14 protein-coding genes are annotated in these 20,312 nt (G+C 55.3%); 8 read left to right on the top strand and 6 right to left on the bottom strand.

Annotation, left to right across the window (positions count from 1 at the left end):
* Positions 1-55: 55 nt before the first annotated feature.
* Positions 56-235: a hypothetical protein gene (locus A11S_RS03345; protein ID WP_041802393.1), complete on the top strand. Its 180-nt coding sequence runs from the start codon at positions 56-58 to the stop codon at positions 233-235.
* Positions 236-248: 13 nt separating this feature from the next.
* On the opposite strand, the gene A11S_RS03340 is transcribed toward A11S_RS03345, so the two are convergent.
* Positions 249-1,172, bottom strand: coding sequence for a ribokinase (locus tag A11S_RS03340; protein WP_015467076.1), 924 nt, complete (start codon positions 1,170-1,172; stop codon positions 249-251).
* A gap of 210 nt (positions 1,173-1,382) precedes the next feature.
* Here A11S_RS03340 and hemA point away from each other — a divergent pair, with 210 nt between their 5' ends.
* Entirely contained in the window at positions 1,383-2,612 is a 1,230-nt protein-coding gene (gene hemA, locus A11S_RS03335) for a 5-aminolevulinate synthase (RefSeq protein ID WP_015467075.1), read from the top strand.
* Positions 2,613-2,715: 103 nt separating this feature from the next.
* Here the strand turns inward: hemA and A11S_RS03330 are convergent, their stop codons facing one another.
* The gene (locus A11S_RS03330; RefSeq protein WP_015467074.1) at positions 2,716-3,384 is read right to left on the bottom strand and encodes a hypothetical protein; all 669 of its coding nucleotides are present in this window, start codon (positions 3,382-3,384) and stop codon (positions 2,716-2,718) included.
* A 75-nt stretch (positions 3,385-3,459) separates the two neighbouring features.
* On the opposite strand from A11S_RS03330, the gene A11S_RS03325 reads away from it, so the two are divergent.
* A complete protein-coding gene (locus A11S_RS03325) occupies positions 3,460-4,467 on the top strand; it encodes an adenosine kinase (RefSeq protein WP_051054911.1) in 1,008 nt (335 codons plus the stop codon).
* 5 nt (positions 4,468-4,472) lie between these two features.
* On the opposite strand, the gene A11S_RS03320 is transcribed toward A11S_RS03325, so the two are convergent.
* A complete protein-coding gene (locus tag A11S_RS03320) occupies positions 4,473-5,060 on the bottom strand; it encodes a macro domain-containing protein (RefSeq protein WP_015467072.1) in 588 nt (195 codons plus the stop codon).
* A gap of 31 nt (positions 5,061-5,091) precedes the next feature.
* On the opposite strand from A11S_RS03320, the gene A11S_RS03315 reads away from it, so the two are divergent.
* Both A11S_RS03315 and A11S_RS03310 read left to right on the top strand, forming a co-directional pair.
* Positions 5,092-6,855 (top strand): extracellular solute-binding protein, encoded by a 1,764-nt coding sequence (locus A11S_RS03315; protein ID WP_235068101.1) that lies wholly within the window; start codon positions 5,092-5,094, stop codon positions 6,853-6,855.
* A gap of 86 nt (positions 6,856-6,941) precedes the next feature.
* Positions 6,942-7,490 (top strand): hypothetical protein, encoded by a 549-nt coding sequence (locus A11S_RS03310; RefSeq protein WP_148285091.1) that lies wholly within the window; start codon positions 6,942-6,944, stop codon positions 7,488-7,490.
* Between the two features lie 50 nt (positions 7,491-7,540).
* On the opposite strand, the gene A11S_RS03305 is transcribed toward A11S_RS03310, so the two are convergent.
* Positions 7,541-8,509, bottom strand: coding sequence for a glycosyltransferase family 9 protein (locus A11S_RS03305; RefSeq protein WP_015467069.1), 969 nt, complete (start codon positions 8,507-8,509; stop codon positions 7,541-7,543).
* 16 nt (positions 8,510-8,525) lie between these two features.
* Between A11S_RS03305 and ygfZ the strand changes: the two genes are divergently transcribed.
* Positions 8,526-9,293: a CAF17-like 4Fe-4S cluster assembly/insertion protein YgfZ gene (ygfZ, locus tag A11S_RS03300; RefSeq protein WP_015467068.1), complete on the top strand. Its 768-nt coding sequence runs from the start codon at positions 8,526-8,528 to the stop codon at positions 9,291-9,293.
* A gap of 36 nt (positions 9,294-9,329) precedes the next feature.
* Here the strand turns inward: ygfZ and A11S_RS03295 are convergent, their stop codons facing one another.
* Together A11S_RS03295 and ppdK are read right to left on the bottom strand one after the other, a co-directional pair.
* Positions 9,330-10,145 (bottom strand): hypothetical protein, encoded by an 816-nt coding sequence (locus A11S_RS03295; protein ID WP_015467067.1) that lies wholly within the window; start codon positions 10,143-10,145, stop codon positions 9,330-9,332.
* Between the two features lie 26 nt (positions 10,146-10,171).
* Complete coding sequence (gene ppdK / locus A11S_RS03290) at positions 10,172-12,868, bottom strand: pyruvate, phosphate dikinase (RefSeq protein WP_015467066.1); 2,697 nt, start codon at positions 12,866-12,868, stop codon at positions 10,172-10,174.
* Between the two features lie 529 nt (positions 12,869-13,397).
* Between ppdK and A11S_RS03285 the strand changes: the two genes are divergently transcribed.
* Together A11S_RS03285 and A11S_RS12135 are read left to right on the top strand one after the other, a co-directional pair.
* Positions 13,398-15,107 (top strand): flagellin hook IN motif-containing protein, encoded by a 1,710-nt coding sequence (locus A11S_RS03285; RefSeq protein WP_015467064.1) that lies wholly within the window; start codon positions 13,398-13,400, stop codon positions 15,105-15,107.
* 237 nt (positions 15,108-15,344) lie between these two features.
* Positions 15,345-20,111, top strand: a complete 4,767-nt coding sequence (locus A11S_RS12135) for a beta strand repeat-containing protein (protein WP_081604744.1) — start codon at positions 15,345-15,347, stop codon at positions 20,109-20,111.
* The last annotated feature ends 201 nt before the right edge of the window (positions 20,112-20,312 follow it).

Here is a 20,312-nt window from a genome sequence, read left to right as displayed (position 1 = left end):
AGACCCTGATAATATAATTTCAACAGAACGTGTTGAATGACCAAGGATTGGTTGAATGACTGAGTTACCCGCAATGATCGCCGCCAATATGGCCATGACGCAACAGGCCATCGCGCTGGAAATGATCAAACAAGCCGCCGACATGCAGCAGCAGATGGTGCAGATGTTGCAGGAATCTGTAGCATCCGTCCCCGTATCATCATCCCGCGGCACCGCCGTGAATATTGCCGCGTAATTTACAGCCCAATTCAAACTGGCGGCAAATCCTTCAACGCATCACGAATATCATCGGAATAGGCAAAGGCGCTCAATGCGCCTTTTTTCGCGCAGGCCAGCGAGCCCGCAACGGCGGCCCAGCGCAGGGCTTCGCGAATGTTCATCTTATCCGCCAGCAACGCGGCCAGCGTGCCGCAATACGCATCCCCTGCCCCCGTCGTATCGACCACGCGGTCAATCGGCAAGGACGGAACACGTACAACCGATCCGTCGTCCAACACCGCCACCGATCCATCCGGCCCCAATGTGACGATACAGGTTTTATGTGTCACACCGGCCAACGCATGCGCCATGCCTTCTGGTGTGTTGTCATGTTTCAGATGACAAAAATCGGCCAGGCGCGCGGCTTCAACTTCGTTCACGATCAATACGTCAACCATCTGCAAAACATCCGCCGGAATATCACAGGCGGGCGCGGCGTTCAGAAGGATTTTTACCTTCTTCTCATGCGCGCGGCGGATCAGGGTGAAGACCTGTTGCGGGGCCACCTCCATCTGCGCCAGTAGCGTGTTGGTCGGTTTTAAAATTTCATCCGGAACCTGATCATGTTCCAACGCCTTGTTCGCGCCATTGGCCACAATGATGCGGTTCGATCCATCCGGTTCGCGCAAAATGATGGCCGTGCCCGTCGGCAATGTTTCATCTTCGGATACGCCGGATGTCACCACCCCCTGACGACGAATGGTGGTGATGGTTTCATAGGCATAGACATCCTTGCCCACGCGCCCGACCAGAACGGCCTGCACACCCATGCGCGCGGCGGCCAGCGCCTGGTTCGCGCCCTTGCCCCCCGGGGTGATTTCATACGCGGGAATCACCATGGTTTCCCCCCGGATCGGCATCGACGGCACCGGCAGGGTCATGTCCATATTTACTGAACCGAAAATGATAAGCATTCTCAACTACTTTTCTCCGGCCTGAAATCACCGGGGTAAATCCTTCAAATACGAGGAAAAGTGTACATCTCCGCCCTGCGGCCCGCAATGGGGACCAAATCAGTCCGTTTTACCACCCACAATGCGCGCATATGAAAGGTCATCATAATGTTGTTTTCCCGGGATGATTTGGTTACGGTGCAGGCATAAAAAATAGAGGGGCCCACGCGTATGACTGGCTTTGATTACACCGGATTTTTTGCTGACCGCATCGCTGACTTGAAAGCCGAAGGGCGTTACCGCACCTTCGCCACCCTGTCGCGCATTGCTGGCCGTTTTCCGCAAGCCATGTACCACGCCCCCGACGGCACATCCCGCGAAGTCACCATCTGGTGCAGTAACGATTATCTGGGCATGGGGCAAAACCCTGTCGTCCTGAACGCCATGCATGAAGCAATTGATGCGTGCGGTTCCGGCGCGGGCGGCACGCGCAACATTTCCGGCACGACCCGGTACCATGTTGAGCTGGAAGCCACCATGGCCCGCCTGCACAACAAGGAATCGGCCCTGGTCTTCACATCCGGCTACACCGCGAACGAAGGGGCCCTGGGCACCATTGCGCGCATGTTGCCGAACTGCATTATTTTCTCTGATGCGCTGAACCATGCGTCCATGATTCACGGCATGAAAAGCAGCGGCGCGGACAAGGCCGTCTTCCGTCACAATGATCTCGACCATCTGGAACAATTGCTGAAAAGCGCCGATCCGGCCCGCCCGAAAATCATCGCGTTCGAATCCGTCTATTCGATGGAGGGCGACATTTGCCCGATGGCAGACATCGTCGCACTGGCCGAACAATATGGCGCCTTGACCTATCTGGACGAAGTGCATGGCGTTGGCCTGTACGGCCCGCATGGCGCAGGCGTTGCCGAAGAGCGCGGCCTGATGGATCGCATCGACATTATCGAAGGCACGTTCGGCAAGGCCTATGGCCTGATCGGCGGATATATTGCGGGCCGCGCATCTATTATTGATGCTGTGCGCTCATTCGCCTCCGGCTTTATCTTTACCACATCCCTGCCCCCGGCGGTTCTGGCCGGTGCGAATGCCAGCGTTCAATATCTGATGAATTCATCCATCGAACGCCAGCGTCAGCGCGCCAACGTCAAACGCCTGAAAGACCGCCTGACCCGCGACAATTTGCCGTTTATGCAAGGGGAAAGCCACATCGTGCCGCTGGTGGTGGGTGATTCAAGCTGCTGCAAACTGGTGACCGACATTCTGTTGAACGAATACAATATGTATGTTCAGCCGATCAATTACCCAACCGTGCCCAAAGGCACCGAACGCATGCGCCTGACCGCCACCGCGGCCCACAGCCTGGACCAAGTCGACGCCTTCGCCGACATCCTGCGCGATCTGTGGGAAGAACAGCACGTGGCGCAGTACGCGGCTGCGTAAGTCATAAGTCGTCATCCCGGCGGAAGCCGGGATCTTCTTGCCATTGAATCTCAGATAAAACGGATGAAGATTCCGGCCTTCGCCGGAATGACGGATGGAAAATTTACCGCCCGAAAACCCGCTCCGCCCAGCCATCAATCCGCGCCAGACCGCGATCCAGTGCGGCCATGGTTTTGGACAAATCGGCGCTGTCATCATGCATCCATGCACGGGCGGCGTAGAGGTAAACACCGGTGACAGCCGTGACCTTCACCGCGCCCATCCAGCCGGGCATGTCGATACCCGCGGCGGCCAGCATCCATTCCATCGAACGCCCCAGATGCGGCAAGCCGATGATCGCCTGCTTCGGATCGCCCTTGAATGAATCGAGGAAGGATAAAACCGCATCGCGGTCATCGTTCAGCACATCGAACCGTTCCATCAGAATATCGAACAGGCGGTCGCGGTGCGGTGTTTCGATATCGAACGTGCCCGCCGGAAACCGGTCCAGCACGATGCAATCGACCATGCGGCCATAGGCGACCAGAATATCGTCCTTGTCCATGAAATGTTCGCGCAGGGTTGCCAGATCGATTTCAGCATGGCGGGCAATGTCGTTCAGGCTGACATCGACCCAGCGCAAATCGGCGGCCAGCGCCAGCGCCGCATGCACCACACGGTCCCGCACGGGAACGGTGCGCGTTGGAATGGCGGAAACCGTGGGTTTCTTGGCCTTTGGCGCGGCCTTGGACGTGGTTTTTTTCTTGGATTCCTGCGCTTTTTTCTTGGCCATGATGCCCTCAATACCGTATGAATGACGCGTAAAATCAAACCATTAAACCCGCTGAAAGACAAGGATCAACCGCTGATGTCCTCTCGCTCCCTTGACGTTGTTGCCATTGGCAACGCCATCGTTGACGTTCTGGCCCACACGGATGACGCGTTTATCCAGTCCCAATCCGCATCCGGCATGATCAAGGGCGCCATGGCGCTGATCGAACAATCGCGCGCGGTGGAATTGTACGCGCTGATGAATGATACGGTAGAACGCTCTGGCGGGTCCGCCGGGAATACGATTGCAGGCGTGGCATCCTTCGGTGGCAAGGGCGCGTATATCGGCAAAGTGGCCGACGATACGCTGGGCCAAGTCTTCCGCAAGGAAATGCGCGATATGGGCGTTGTATACAACACCACCCCGTTGATCATTGGCGCACCGACCGCACGGTGCCTGGTCTTCGTGACACCGGATGCCCAGCGCACCATGAACACCTATCTGGGCGCATGCCTGGAACTGGGCGTGGATGATCTGGATTCGTCCCTGATCCAGAATGCACAGGTCACATATCTGGAGGGATACATGTTCGACCCGGAACAGGCCAAAGCCATGTTCCGTGCCGCCGCCGACATTGCGCACAAATCCGGCAACCGCGTGGCGTTGAGCCTGTCCGATCCGTTCTGTGTTGATCGTCACCGCGAAGACTTCCAGAATTTCGTTGAAAACCACACCGACATCCTGTTCGCGAACGAGGCGGAGATTATCTCCCTCTACCAAACCGAAACATTCGAACAGGCCGCAAAAATCGTTGCCGGGAAAGTCGGCATCGCCGCCCTGACCCGCAGTGAAAAAGGGTCCGTGATTGTCGCCAACGGTGAATTCATCGAAATCGCCGCCGCCCCGGTCGCGCAATTGATGGATACGACGGGCGCAGGCGATCAATATGCCGCCGGGTTCCTGTATGGTTTGACACAAGGCATGGATATGCAGACATGCGGCCAACTGGGTTCACTGGCCGCCGCCGAAGTCATCAGCCACATGGGCCCGCGCCCGGAAATGGCCTATGCCGATTTCGTGACGAAAGTGGCGAAGGCCGCGTAAGAACGCTACGCCGTCGGGTCCACATACCCCGTCCAACCGTGATGGTGCAGCCGTTCATTCCACGCGGCAAAAACTTCATCACGGTTGGCGACGATCCGCACCTCGACGAAGCGATCATCCAGACGTTCCAGAATTGCATTCAACCCCAACCGTGCCGCGCGCATGACGGGAAATTTATGCGCGCCCGTCCCCAGCGCGGCAAAGGCCACGCGCCGTAATCCCATTTGCGCCGCCACCTGCATCGCGCCACGGAAACACCGGGTCAAATCGCGGTCTTCGCGCGCGATGGCGTCGCTCCAATTCGGCGTCACGGCGAACAGGATGTGCGACACGGGCAACCCGAACGGCGGCACGGCAAACACGTCACCGGGACGTGGTTTATAAATATGTTCCAGAATAAACTCGTCGATCTGCGCCCCCGCCGCGCCCAGAATCGCCCGGTTGAGGGAGCCGCTCATATCCAGATTATGGGGAATCGCCGCCACAATGGCGTCCACATCGTCCTGCGCCACCAAATCCCCGTGGATCAGATCAATCCGGCTGATCAGATGGTGGTTGGAAGGGCCGTGGGCCTCTGCTATCACTTCAGACATGAAAACGATCCTACGCAAGACCTTTATGGTAATGGCTTTTTTCCTGACGGTTTCATCAACCGTCGCCGGTCCCGCTTTGGCAGAAGAATATTACGGTCTGGCCATGCACGGAACCCCCAAATATACCGCCGACGCCACCCATCTGGATTACGCCAACCCGAACGCGCCCAAGGGCGGCACGTTGACGCAGGCCGCGATCGGATCGTTTGACTCCCTGAACCCCTACGCCATCAAGGGCACGGCGGCGCAGGGGCTGGCCTTTGTTCATGATCGGCTGATGGCCCGGGTGTGGGACGAAGCCTTCACCCTCTACCCCCTGATTGCGGAAAAAGTGGATGTGCCGGATGATCGTTCATCCATCACCATTTACCTGAACAAAGCGGCAAAATTTCAGGATGGCAGCGCCATCACCGCCGATGATGTCATCTTCACATTTGAAACACTGCGCGATTATGGCCGCCCGAACATGCGCCGCGTGTACAAATTGGTCAAATCCGTCGACCGCATTGATGATCGCACAATCAAGTTTTCCTTCGGCGAAGGTTACGACCGCGAAACCATGATGATCATTGCGATGATGCCCGTGCTGTCCAAAGCATGGTGGTCGGGGCGGTCATTTGATTCCGCCACGCTGGATGTTCCGGTGGCCAGCGGACCATATAAAATTACCGCCGTCGAACCGGGACGTAAAATTGTCTATGAACGCGATCCGAATTACTGGGGCGCAAACCTGCCCGTCAATGTCGGCCATTATAATTTCGATCGCATCGTGTTTGATTATTACCGCGACGATTCCGTGGCGTTTGAATCCTTCAAATCCGGCGGCATGGATTTGCGCCGTGAATGGGATGCCGGCAAATGGGCCAAGGGATACGATATTCCCGCCGTAACCCGTGGCGAGATTGTGAAGGAAGCCCTGCCCCATGGCCGCCCGGACCGTACGAATGCGCTGATTTTCAACACGCGCAAGGCCCCGTTCGATGATATCCGCGTGCGTGAGGCTTTGTCCCTGACCCTCGACGCGCCATGGATCAACCAGAATATGTTCCATGGCCTTTATAAGCGCATTGATTCCTATTACCCCAATGCTGAACTGGCCGCGCCGGCCACCGCGCCGGATGCGGCGGAACTGGCCTTGCTGGAACCGTATCGTGCCCAATTGCGCGCCAGCGTCTTTGAAGCCGACACGCCGGACCCGACCGGGCGCGACGCCATGTTGCGCGCCGATGCGTTGTTGAAAGACGCCGGATGGGTCGTCAAGGACGGCGTGCGGGTGAATGAAAAAACCGGCGCGCCCTTCACGTTTGAAATCATGCTGTCATCCCCGGATGATGAAAAACTGGCACTGTCCTTCACGCGCGGTTTAAAACGGCTGGGCATTGACGCGCGGGTGCGCGTTCTGGATTCCGCCGCCTTCCTCGGCCGCCTGAACGAATATGATTACGACATGGTGCTGTATTTCTGGCTGTCCACGCTGTCGCCGGGGTCGGAACAGATTTTGTATTGGGGCTGTGACGCCGCCAAACAACCCGCCCGCTGGAATTATGCCGGGATTTGCGACCCGGTGGTGGATGCCTTGAGCATGCAGATTGCCGCCGCCAAGGACCGGGATGGGCTGGTCACCGCCGCCCGCGCGCTGGACCGGGTTTTGATGTCCGGGCGGTATATGGTCCCCCTGTTCCACCCCGGGGTCGATTTTGTGGCCCGCCGGGCCACCCTGAAACACCCGGAAACCATGCCGCTTTATGGCATGGTTTTGGAAACATGGTGGGACGAATCGGGCAAAACACCCTAATTCCCCGTTTCCCGGCTTGAGTACCCGGCCCGGTCTTGCTACATTTTCCGGGTCTGACACCTTTCTCCATAATGGATGCGGAATTCATGAAACGCTCTCTGGTTACACTGGCCCTCTGCGGCGCGGCCTTGGTTACGATTGCAGGCTGCAGCAGCGTGCCCTCGACAAAAGAACAATTGGCGAAAGCCAACGGCCAATACTGGCAACGGGCGGAAACGACATCCGCCTTGTATATGCGCGGACCGAAGGCGCAGCAGATGCTGAATCAGGACATCGCCCGTTGCACCGGTGAAATCCGCGAACTGCAACGCCTTGGCGCGATCCGCACCGCGATGCCGGGCGACAATGACAAAAACGGCAACGTCCCCGACACCAACACACCGGAAGGCCGCCTTGCCCAGTGGGATTCACCGGAGCGTGACGGATACCTGTACGCCGAACATCTGGATTACCATGATTTCGAAACCTGCATGCAGGCCAAGGGCTGGGAACGCGTAGAATATGTTCCGTACAAAGTGGCCGATGAAGCGCGCGACACCTATGTCGAAACGATCATCGAACAAAAACGCCGCTCGCGCGAAATGGGCAAGACCACCAAGCCCAAAACCGCCCCGCAATATCAGGTCAACGAATAAAGAAAAACCCCGCTTCGGCGGGGTTTTTTATTGCGCGGTTAAACGCACAATCACGCCGATTTTTTCGGATGATGCAGATACCAGAATTGCCCAACACTGCGCACCACCGCCTCCAGCGACAGGCTGGTCATCAACGACTTTACCTTGCGCGGATCATAACCGGGGACATTAATCAGCTCGTCAAACGTTTCCGGCGTCCGCACATACGCCGCGTGCGCGCCCCACGGGCGATAAAGGTACGGCCAGCTCGGCCCAAACAATCCGACCGTGGGGATACCCACCGCCGCCGCCGAATGCATCAACCCGGAATCATTGCCAACAAACAGATCACACCGTTTCAACACCGCCGCGACATCGCCGGGCGTGCCCTTGGCAATCACATCAATGCGGCGATCTTCGGGGATGGAGTCGAATACGGGCTTGGCTTGGGCTTCCTCCCCCGGGGCGGCGAAAACGGCCACGCGGGCGCCGGGTAAAATTCCATCCGGCGCGGTGATAACGCGGATCAGCCCAATATAGCGATCAATGGGCCATGTTTTTCCGCGCCAATTCGCCGTCGGGCCAATGGCCAGAATCGGCCCGCCCGCGGGGGCAATCTGCTCCGCCTTCTCCATCTGCCCCTTGGTGGGCCAGAGCTTCGGGGCGGGTGTGGTTTTCAACCCCAGAACGGCGGCATTCTGTTCGACCTTGTGTTTTTTCGCGTCGATATGTTTGCCGTAGATATAACGTTTCTTCGCGGTCAACAAGCGTGACACGGCGCTGTTGCGCAAATCGACAATAATATCCCACCGCGTTCCCGCCAGCTTGCGCCAGAGTTTGAACCAGTGCAGATTATATTTCTCTTTTCGGAACGGAATGACACGCCGCACGTTCGGCGCCCCTTCGAACAGAGAGGCCGGGATCGGGCCGCACGCGACGCAAATTTTTGCATCCGGATGGGTTTTGGCCAGATGGTCGAGAATGCCGGTTGATAAAACCGCATCGCCCAGCCGATTGGATGTGATAAAAAGAATGTTCATAAGGGCGGATTGTAGCATGAACCATTTTTATTGCCAGATACCAAACCGGGGCCGCATCCGCGTTGGCGGAGCTGACGCCACCCGGTTTTTACAGGACCTTGTCACCGGGGATATTGAAACCGCATCGGAAACCCGGAGCGTCTATGCCTGTCTCCTGACCGCGCAGGGCCGTTTCTTGCACGATTTTTTTGTGACAAAACAGGGGGATGATTACCTGTTGGAATGTGAAGGCGGCACACGGGCAGAGGATCTGGCCGCGCGATTGAAACGCTATAAACTCCGCTCCGCCGTTACACTGGATTGCGAACCCGCCGTAACAATTTACGCCGGAACCGGCCCCGTTCCCGATGGCAATTATGCCGATCCCCGCCACGCGGACCTCGGCTGGCGCGGCCCGATCGCCCCCACCGACAGCACACAGGCCGATTTCTCCCGCTGGGATGATCACCGCATCCGCCTGTGCATCCCCGATGGGTCACGCGATCTGGTGCCCGAACAATCCTTGCTGATGGAAAATAATATGGACCGCTTGCACGGCGTATCCTTTACCAAAGGATGCTTCGTCGGCCAGGAAATCACCGCCCGCATGTATCACCGCAATCTGGGGAAGAAGGTTTTAATGGCATTATCTTTCCCCACCACACCACCCGCCCCCGGCACCATGATCACCGATGACGCAGGTGAAATTGGAGAAATGCGGAGTTCATCCGGAACGGTTGGATTGGCGGTGGTGAAACGGGATGCAATCGATCGACTTTCAGCAATCGGCATCGAGCCTCTCTAACCTCACAATTTGTCATTCCCGCACAATAAAAAACAATCATTCCACCAAGGCAGAACGCTTTGTTTTCTTTGAAAACAAAGCGCCAAGAACTGCACCAGAGATTATAGCCGCGAGAAGATAGAATATGGGCGTTGAAAGCGTGTAACCGAACACAAGCAAAGCCAAAAAATAAAATCCGCAATACCCCAGAAAAATACAAGAACCAAAAAGAAAAATTCCATATTTAAGAACTTTGTTTTGCGTCCACCTCTTAGAGAAGAACAGCCAATAGAGAAGATACGGAACGAACGTCAGAACCAACAAACCTAATAATATAAAGAATTGATCAAACACGATCATTATTGGGCTAATAATGGAAGCCATTTTGACCTCCTCAAACCCAGAATACGTTTTTATAAATTCTGGGTAGTCCAAATCATAATCACGCAAAGTTTTTTCATCGCCACTCAAATACCGTTCAAAATTTCCACGCCCACTATCATTCTTAGACTGCGCATCCCAATCAATATTATCAGCGTCAAGCTTGTATCCTGACACGATCGGGGTCAAATAGCCGTATGGAAATGCCCAACAGAATTTGGCATGGGGACAAAAAACTGCAACATGATCGGCGACCGGTGTGTTTGCCAAAACGACACCATTACGATTACGAATTTCAAAAGTTACAGGATCTGTAGAAAATATCCCGTCGCCGTAACGCTTTCCCTTAACTATAATTTCCCCACCGGGATCAGTTAATGTGCCCTTGTTCACAAGATATGGCCTGTGCGCATGTGCGGCAGGAGAAAAAATCAAAACGCAAAGAAGGGCTATAACAAAAACACCTTTTAATTGCCTTTTATGTACCTGCATAAAATTCACCATCCGCATATCAATTATTATGCCGCCCGCTTGGCGGCATCAGGCTTTTTTCCGGCAGTCTCCCGAATGGTGGCCTGCGCCGCGGCCAGGCGGGCGATGGGGACGCGGTAGGGGGAGCAGGATACGTAGTGTAATCCCACCGATTCACAAAATGCGATGGACGCCGGGTCACCGCCATGTTCGCCGCAGATGCCCAGTTTGATATCCGGGCGTGCTTTGCGCCCGCGCTCAACAGCAATGCGCACCAATTGCCCCACCCCGTCAATATCCAGCGTGGCAAACGGGTCGCGGGCAAACACGCCCTGGCGCAAATAATCATTCATGAACAGGGCCGAGTCATCGCGGCTGAGCCCCAGCGTGGTTTGCGTCAGATCGTTGGTGCCAAAACTGAAAAACGCGGCATCGGGCGCGATTTCATCCGCCGTCAACGCCGCACGCGGCAATTCGATCATGGTGCCCACAGTGTAGGCCACCGTCTTTCCGGTTTCGGCGAACACCGCCAACGCCGTTTCATCGACCAGTTTTTTCAAAACAACCAATTCGCGGTGCGTGGCAATCAACGGGATCATGATTTCCGGTGTCACATCAACCTTGATTGCCGCTTCGAAAATTGCGCGGGCCTGCATTTCATAAATTTCCGGATAGGTCATGCCCAACCGGCATCCGCGATGGCCCAGCATCGGATTGGTTTCATGTAGTTCGCGCAGGCGCATCCGCACCTGATCCGCGCCGATATTGGCCATACGGGCAAAATCGGCAATATCCGCATCACTTTGCGGCAGGAATTCATGCAATGGCGGGTCCAGCAAGCGAATGGTCACGGGCAGTCCGCGCATGATTTCAAACAATTCGGCAAAATCACCCCGTTGCGCGGACAGCAATTTGGCCAGCGCATCACGGCGCGCAGGCGCATTGTTGGCGAAAATCATTTCGCGAACATGCTGAATCCGTGTCGGGTCAAAGAACATGTGTTCGGTCCGGCACAGGCCGATCCCCTCCGCCCCGAAACCGCGCGCGGTTTTGGCATCCAGCGGTGTTTCCGCATTCGCGCGCACGCCCATGCGGCGCACATCATCCGCCCACTGCATCACGGTCGCAAAATCGCCGGACAATTCCGGTTGCACGGTCGGCACCGCGCCCAGCATGACCTCGCCCGCACCGCCATCAATGGTGATGACATCACCCGCCTTCACCACGCGGTCACCGACGCGCATGGTGGCGGTTTCGTAATCAATCTGTAACGCGCCCGCCCCGGCCACGCACGCCCGTCCCATGCCGCGCGCAACGACGGCGGCATGGCTGGTCATACCGCCACGCGTGGTCAAAATGCCGGCGGCGGCGTGCATGCCGTGAATATCTTCCGGGCTGGTTTCGCGGCGGCAGAGGATAACTTTCTTCCCGTCCTTGGCCATCGCTTCGGCGTCATCGGCGCTAAACACCACGATGCCGCTGGCCGCGCCCGGTGATGCGGGCAGGCCGCGGGTCAAAATGGTTTTATGCGCCGCCGGATCGAGCGTGGGGTGTAAAAGTTGGTCCAGCGCCTGCGGCTCCAGACGCAACAACGCCTCTTCCTTGGTAATCAACCCCTCACCCACCATATCCACGGCGATTTTCAGGGCCGCCGCACTGGTGCGTTTTCCGGTGCGGGTTTGCAGCATATACAGCGTGCCGCTTTGCACGGTGAATTCGATATCCTGCATGTCGCGATAATGGCTTTCCAATATATGGCGTACATCATCCAGTTGTTTGAACACGCCCGGCATGGTTTCTTCCATCGACGGCAGAGTTGATCCCTCTTTCTCGCGCCCCAGAATGGTCAGGGATTGCGGCGTACGAATGCCCGCTACAACATCTTCACCCTGTGCGTTGATCAGATATTCGCCGTAGAAATAATTTTCGCCCGTGGACGGATCGCGGGTAAAGGCCACGCCCGTGGCACAATCATCCCCCATATTGCCGAACACCATCGCCTGAACATTCACGGCGGTGCCCCAATCTTCGGGAATGTCATGAATGGCGCGGTATGACACGGCCCGCGCCGTCATCCATGATTTAAACACGGCCCCCACCGCGCCCCACAATTGATCAACCGGATTCATCGGGAAATCGGTCCCGGTGTCGTGCTTCACCAACGCCTTGTATCCGGCAACGACGTTTTTCCACGCATCTGCCGACAAATCGGTATCGTTGAACACATTATCGTCACGTTTTTGTTGATCCAGAATGTCTTCGAAATCGTGGTGCGATACACCCAGAACAACGTCGCCATACATCTGAACGAAGCGGCGGTATGAATCCCACGCAAAACGCTCATCCCCCGACGACGCGGCCAGGCCAACCACGGTTTCATCATTCAGGCCAAGATTCAAAACCGTATCCATCATGCCCGGCATCGACACGCGCGCGCCGGACCGGACGGAAAGCAGCAACGGGTTTTTGGCATCGCCAAATTTCACACCCACCGCGTCTTCGATTTTCTTCAACGCGGCATCGACCTGCGCGCGCAATTCGGCGGGATAACTTTCCGCGTTTTTATAAAACGCCGTGCATACTTCCGTCGTAATCGTAAATCCGGGTGGAACGGGCAGACCCAACGACGCCATTTCGGCCAGATTAGCCCCCTTGCCACCCAGCAAATTTTTCACAGGCCCCTGTATATCCGGGCGCGCATTGCTGTCCTTGGCACCGAAACTGTAAACCCATTGCGTGGTCATGTGCGTATTCTCCCCGGATCGAAAAATGTCGGTGTTATCCTATCCGATTCGGGGCAGAGACTGGCGATATTGCGACAGGGTTGTCCACATTTGGAATATGGGACCATTCCATCATTTAACTCACGAATGGCCGCGAATAAGAAGAAAGCTATGCAGAATTCGTCATCCCGGCGCAGGCCGGGATCTTCCCGCCATAAAGGACGAAGACTCCGGCTTTCGCCGGAGTGACGTATATAGAGTGACGATATTGCCCCCTCCTTAAATCGGATAACCACTATGGATTCCCGCTTTCGCGGGAATGACAAAAAAGAAACAGACCCAAATCCCGCAAAAATTTCTCAGAAAAACAAAACTTTTTTGCATCAATTTTTTCATAATACAAAAAGACTCAATAATTTCAGTGACTTCCAAAAAATCGCATGCTAGCCTCTTTAAACCTTTGTTAAGGCCTTCTGGCTTAGACTGGGTACTGTATCGAGAGGAATTCGATACTGACATAAAATAGGAAACCTAGGAAAGGAACCCTACTATGACATCCGATGTCGTACTCTCCGCTGCTATGCGGACCAACCTGCTGTCTCTGCAGAGCACTCAAAACTCCATCGATCTGACGCAACGTAACCTGGGTACAGGTAAGAAGATTAACTCGGCCCTTGATGGTCCGCAGGCATTCTTCGCATCCCGCGCCCTGACCAACCGTGCGGCCGACCTGACCAAACTGCTCGATTCTATCGGCCAGTCCGTTCAGGTGATTAAAGCCGCTGATACCGGTGTTACCGCCCTGACCTCTTTGGTTGAACAAGCTGACTCCATTGCATCCCAGGCTCAAGAAGCTCTGGCTGCTGGTACGGCTGAAGCCAAAGTTACGGGTAACAAAGACCTCCGCAACATTGATGACCTGACTGATGTTCCTGGCTTGACGGGCGGCGTAACGCTGACACTGACAGCCACGGACGCGGATGGTGATGTCATCGACCCGGATCCGGCTGGTGGTGCACAAACAAGCATTACCGTTGCCGTTGCTGCAGGCACGTCAACAAACGAGTTGATTACAGCAATCAACGAAATTCGCGATCAGGCCGACCAAAGTGCTGTTTTCGAAGCCAAACTCGATGATAAGGGACAACTGTCTATTCGTTCCTTGGTCAGCGGGGGCAGCTTCACCGTTGACTTCAGCGGAGCTACAGATGCAGATAAACTGGCTGCAGCTAACGCTCTTGGCTTTGGCGAAATCGCAAAAGTTACAGCCGATGGTATTGCAGCAGCTCCAAACAACGTAGGTTTCACAGCAACAGCTGATGTTGCTTTGAAGTCATACAACTTTGTAAAGAACGACCAAGGTGACGTTGCAGACCGCAGTACGCTTCTGACTGCACTGCGCACAGCCGAGGCACCGACTGCTGCAACGTTGTTCGACGGTATTAGCGGTGAAAACTACACTATCGCCGTAAACGGAGGGGCAGCACAAAACATCGCCCTCGCCGCAACAGCTACAGTTCAAGAGTTTGTTGATGCGATCAACAATAACTCCACCTTGAGCTCCAAGCTGGAAGCTACGTTCGACGAAGGAACCGGGCAAATTTCTATCCGCGCGATTGACGCCTCAGTCGAGAGTGTGCAGATTGGTTTCGCTGGGTCCGCAATTGGTGACTCTGCTAACTTTGGCTTCGGCTTGACCGATCTGTCTGCAGTTGCTGCCGGTGTTGCTGTCGAAGAAAACATCCAGCTAGGATCTTCCGCGGGCCAACTGGCTAAACTGGAACAGGATTTCAACAAAATCCGCGACCAGATTGATGCCTTGGTTAGCAACGGCGACACGGGCTACCGTGGGACCAACCTGCTGAACGGCAACGACCTGCTGACGACTTTCAACGAAGATCGCACCAGCACGATCGAAACCAAAGGCGTGACCTTCACGTCCGCTGGTCTGGGTCTGGAAGAAGCCAACTTCAGCAACGCGGCATCCGTTGACGGTGTGATCAGTGCAGTGCGTGACGCCTTGGGTTCTGTCCGTGACTTCGGCGCGACCCTGGCCAACGACCTGTCTGTTATTCAGACCCGCCAAACCTTCACCACCAGCTTGATCAACACGCTGAAAGAAGGTTCGGACAAACTGGTTAACGCCGACCAGAACGAGGAAGGCGCAAAATTGCTGGCTCTGCAGACCCGTCAGTCCCTGGGTGTTACCGCCCTGTCACTGGCCTCTCAGTCCCAGCAGTCGATCCTGCGTCTGTTCTAATCGACACAGATTTAATCGCGAAAACCCCCGGCGGAAGAAGTCCGCCGGGGATTTTCACATTCTAAAACCAAAACACCCCCGCCCCACCCCAAACCCAAAACACGCAATCACCACAGAAAACAACCATTCCTTGTGGAAAACCCCACAGGTTGCACCAATCCCGAATCACCCCCTCCACAAAATCCGCTACCCTACTCCCGCATTTCATTTTTCACACAAAACAGGGAGTAATAAATCATGGCAACAATTACCGGAACATCTGGCGACGATACTCTGAACGGCACCGCCGATAGCGACAACATCAGCGCCTACGAGGGTAACGACATTATCTATGGCAACGGTGGCGCAGACGATATCAATGCTGGCGCAGGAGATGACGAAATTCACGGCGGCGCAGGAAACGACATTATTCGCCCAGGAGATGGAAACGATGTTATTTATGGTGACGATGGTGACGAAACCATCCACGGATGGACAACAGGAAATAAAATAATTTACGGCGGAGCCGGACATCTGACAGCATACACTTATGCATCATCGGTTGTTTATACAGACGCTGGCGGATCCCAAATCTATCACTACGGCTCACATCTGGAATTTCACGGCGGCAGCGGAAACGACCACGTAACAAACTATTCATCCTTCGCAGGCCGTACCCACCTTGTTTATGGCGGCGATGGCAATGACAACATAAACGTATCCACAAGCACCGGAACGCTACGCGGTGGCAATGGAAACGACACGCTATCAGGCGCAGGAATCGTCTTTGGAGATGCCGGAGCCGATTACGTTTACGGACATACCGGAGACGACACGCTATATGGTGACGATGAGTATAATCTAACATCCGGAAATGACCATATCTATGGTGGCGCAGGAAACGACACTATTTACGGCGGTGGTGGCTTCAACTTTCTTAACGGAGAAGCGGGAAATGATACCATTTACGGCGGTAATGATGGAAACTCTATAAACACAGGGACTGGAAACAACATTGTCTACGGAGGAGATGGCAATGACTCCGTTTCATCTCCCAATGATTCAAACAACATTGTGTATGCTGGCGCTGGAGCAGACTCTATCAATGTCTCCGGGACAGCTTCAAAAGTTCAAGAAGTTTATGGTGGCGATGGTAACGACAGTATCTACGTAGGTGCTGGGGCAGATATTGTATATGGGGACAGTGGAAACGACACTATATCCGGAAGCGCTGGTAATGATTTGATCCACGGAGGAACTGGCGACGACGTAATTTATGGCGAACATCTCAACACATCTTCTTCAAGCGGAGACGATTTGATTTACGCCGGAGACGGAGACGATTTTGTTCTTGGTGGGAACGGCGACGATACAATTTACGGGGGGAACGGAAACGATGAACTTGTCGACGGCCGCCAATACGGTAACCCAGAGGGCGGCGCAGACACCCTCTACGGAGAAGCGGGAAATGACATACTGCATTCAGAGTATGGTAGCACTAACCTAAATGGAGGATCTGGCGATGACCTCTACAGAATTCATAATTTTGGCCATCACAATAGCTGGCCCAGCAATTATACAGTAACTGTTCAAGATGAAAGTGGGGCATTAGACAAAATTTCACTGAATCTTGGGTCCGGTTACTCCACCTACATGACAACAAGCTTTGTAAACGATCGCGATTTAATGATTACTTACAAAAACGCGACATCAATCATCATTAAAGATCAATACGGTACCGATACAAATGGCAACATGATTATTGCCATTGAAGACATCAAATATTCCGACATTATTGATGTCGATTTATCAAACAGCCAAACTTTCGGCGACTCATCCGCAAACACCCTCAACGGCCTCAACATTGCACAAGTCATGAACGGCAAGGCTGGTGACGATATTGTCAACGGCAATGGCGGCGATGACATGCTGTTTGGTGAAGATGGCAATGACACGCTGAATGGTGGCGATGGAAATGACGTCATCTACGGTGGCGCGGGCGATGATACCCTGTCCGGTGGCCTGGGTGATGATACGCTGAACGGTAGCGGTGGCATTGATACAGTTACATACGCCACGTCTGCAACAGCGGTTAGCGTCAATCTGGATACCGGGCTTGCGATCGGTGAAGGCATTGACGTCCTGAGCAGTATCGAATCCGTTACAGGGTCGGCCTATAATGACACCATTATTGGCAATGGGCTTGACAACGTCATTGATGGCGGGGCCGGGAATGACGTTCTGGATGGTGCGGGGGGATTTGATACGCTCAGCTTCGCCACCTCATCCGTTGGCGTTACCATTGATTTTTCCAGTGGCACTGTCGACGATGGCTTAGGTGGAACCGATACAATTTCGAACTTTGAATCCATCACTGCATCCAGCCACGATGACATCCTGATTGGTGATAATAACGCCAATATTCTGGATGGCCGGGATGGAAATGATGAAATTTACGGCGAAGGTGGAAACGACACCCTCTTCGGTGGCGAAGGCGACGACATTCTGGATGGGGGTGACGGTGTTGATACGATCAACTACGCCGCCGCCGTATCCGGCGTAACCGTCGATCTTTCCAATGGAACAGCGACCGGCCAAGGGTCGGACACAATCACAGCCATCGAAAATGTGATTGGTTCGATTTATGCCGACACCATTACAGGCGATTCAGAAAACAACGTTCTGGATGGCGGAACGGGCGCCGACATTATCTATGGTGATTTTGGCACCGACACCCTGACCGGTGGTGCGGGTGATGATGAATTGCATGGTGGCAATGACAATGACACGTTGTCGGGCGGCAATGACAATGATGATCTGTATGGCGATGCCGGGGCCGATACGCTGAACGGCGATGCGGGGAATGATGATTTGTATGGCGGCGATGGGGACGATGTCCTGAACGGTGGATCGGGGGATGACACGATCGACGGGGGTGCGGGCACGGATACCGCGACCTTTGCCGGGTCGGGCACGGGCGTGACGGTGGATCTGGTCGCCGGGACCGCGACCGGGTATGGCACCGATACGCTGGTCGACATTGAAAACGTCACCGGGTCCAGCCAGGCCGATACCATCACCGGAAACACGGGCAATAACGTGCTGAACGGTGGGAACGGGAATGATGTTCTGATCGGTGGTGCGGGGAATGACAGCCTGATCGGTGGCAGTGGCACGGATACGGTTGATTACAGCGCATCCATGTCCGGCGTGACCGTCAACCTGACCACCAATACGGCCAGTGACGGGCTGGGCGGCACGGATACATTGTCCAGCATTGAAAACGTGATCGGGTCGGCCTATGCCGACACGCTGACGGGCAGCAGCGCGGCCAATGTTCTGAATGGCGGTGATGGCAATGACACCATGACCGGGAACAACGGCAATGACACGCTGAACGGCGGCAACGGCGATGACGTTATCACTGGCGGCGCGGGCAACGATGTCATTGACGGCGGCGCGGATAACGACACCCTGTTGTACAATGCGGCCACATCCGGTGTGATCGTCAACCTGGCCACCGGAACGGTCAGTGACGGCACGGGCGGCACCGACACCATTTCCAACATTGAAAACGTCACGGGGTCCGCCTATGCCGACACCTTTACGGGCGATGCGGGGAACAATGTGCTCGATGCGGGCAACGGCATCGACACAATCGATTACAGTGCCGCAACATCCGGCGTGGTTGTTGATGTGTTGACCGGGACGGCCAGTGATGGGCTGGGCGGGACGGATACCCTGCTCTCCTTTGAAAACATCATTGGATCGGCGAATGCCGATACGCTGACGGGCAACGCCGCGGCCAATATTATTATTGGCGGTGCGGGTGATGATGTGATTGACGGTGGCGCGGATAACGACACCGTGCGGTACAACGCCGCCGCATCCGGCATTGTGGTTGATTTGTCCACGGGCACGGCCAGCGATGGCGATGGTGGCACGGATACATTATCCAACATCGAAAACATCACCGGGTCCGGTTTTGCCGACAGCATCACCGGCGATGCCGCCGCCAACATACTGGAAGGCGGTGCCGGGGATGACGTTCTGGCCGGATTGGGCGGGAATGACACCCTGAACGGCGGGGATGGATCCGACACAGTCGATTACAGCACCGCCACCGCCGGGGTCAGTGTGGACCTGTCCGCCGGAATGGCCGATGACGGGCTGGGCGGCACCGATACGCTGGTCAGCATTGAAAACGTGACCGGATCGGATTACGCCGATGCCTTTATCGGCACCGCCGGAAACAACGTGATTGATGGCGGTAACGGCATCGACAGTGTTGATTTCAGCGCCGCCCTTGCCGGTATTACCGTCGATTTGTCGACCGGAACCGCCAATGATGGCCTGGGTGGCACCGATACGTTGTCGAATATCGAATCCATTATCGGGTCCGATTATGACGATGCGTTCATCGGCAATGCCGGGGACAATGCGTTCGATGGTGGGGCCGGTATTGACCATATTGATTACGGCGCGGCCACCTCCGGCATTACCGTTGACCTGTCCACCGGATCGGCCAGCGATGGGCTGGGCGGGACCGACACGTTATCGAATATCGAAAATGTATCGGGATCGGATTATGCCGACACCATCACCGGCAACGGATCGGCCAACGTGCTGTATGGCCATGACGGGGCGGATGCCCTGTATGGCGGCGCGGGCAGCGACGTTCTGTATGGCGGTGACGGGGCCGACAGCCTGAACGGTGGCGCGGATGACGATCTGTTCGTTTTCGAATCCGCTTCGGCGTTTAACAATGTCGACACCATTACCGACTTCACGGTTGGGGATGGGGATGTGCTGGATCTGTCCGACCTGCTCACTTTGTTCGACCCGCTGACCGACGCGATCACCGATTTCGTAACCATTACGGATAACGGAACGGACAGCGCGGTCTTCGTCGACCAGGATGGCACGGGCGGCACATACGGCCTGACCCAGATTGCATCCCTGACCGGCGTGACCGGTTTGACGGATGAACAGGCGCTGTACACAAACGGCAATATTATTGCCTGATCCGCTCACCGCCCCATACCAAGGAATGGAGGAAATCCCGGCCCGTGCCGGGATTTTCTTTTGGAAAATGAAAGGCTTACTTTTTAACCTTCCGCTAATATGTTACTTTTAAGATGGTATTGGTCTTACTGCGGACGGTGAAAGCCATTCTGGCGCCATTCCGGCCCCCAATTTTGGGACGTTCGCTTTATCAGGGAAGAA

The organism is Micavibrio aeruginosavorus EPB (assembly GCF_000348745.1).
Classification (GTDB): Bacteria; Pseudomonadota; Alphaproteobacteria; order Micavibrionales; family Micavibrionaceae; genus Micavibrio; species Micavibrio aeruginosavorus_A.
The sequence above is the reverse complement of the archived record's forward strand: the minus strand, read 5'-3'. Positions and strand labels throughout refer to the sequence as shown.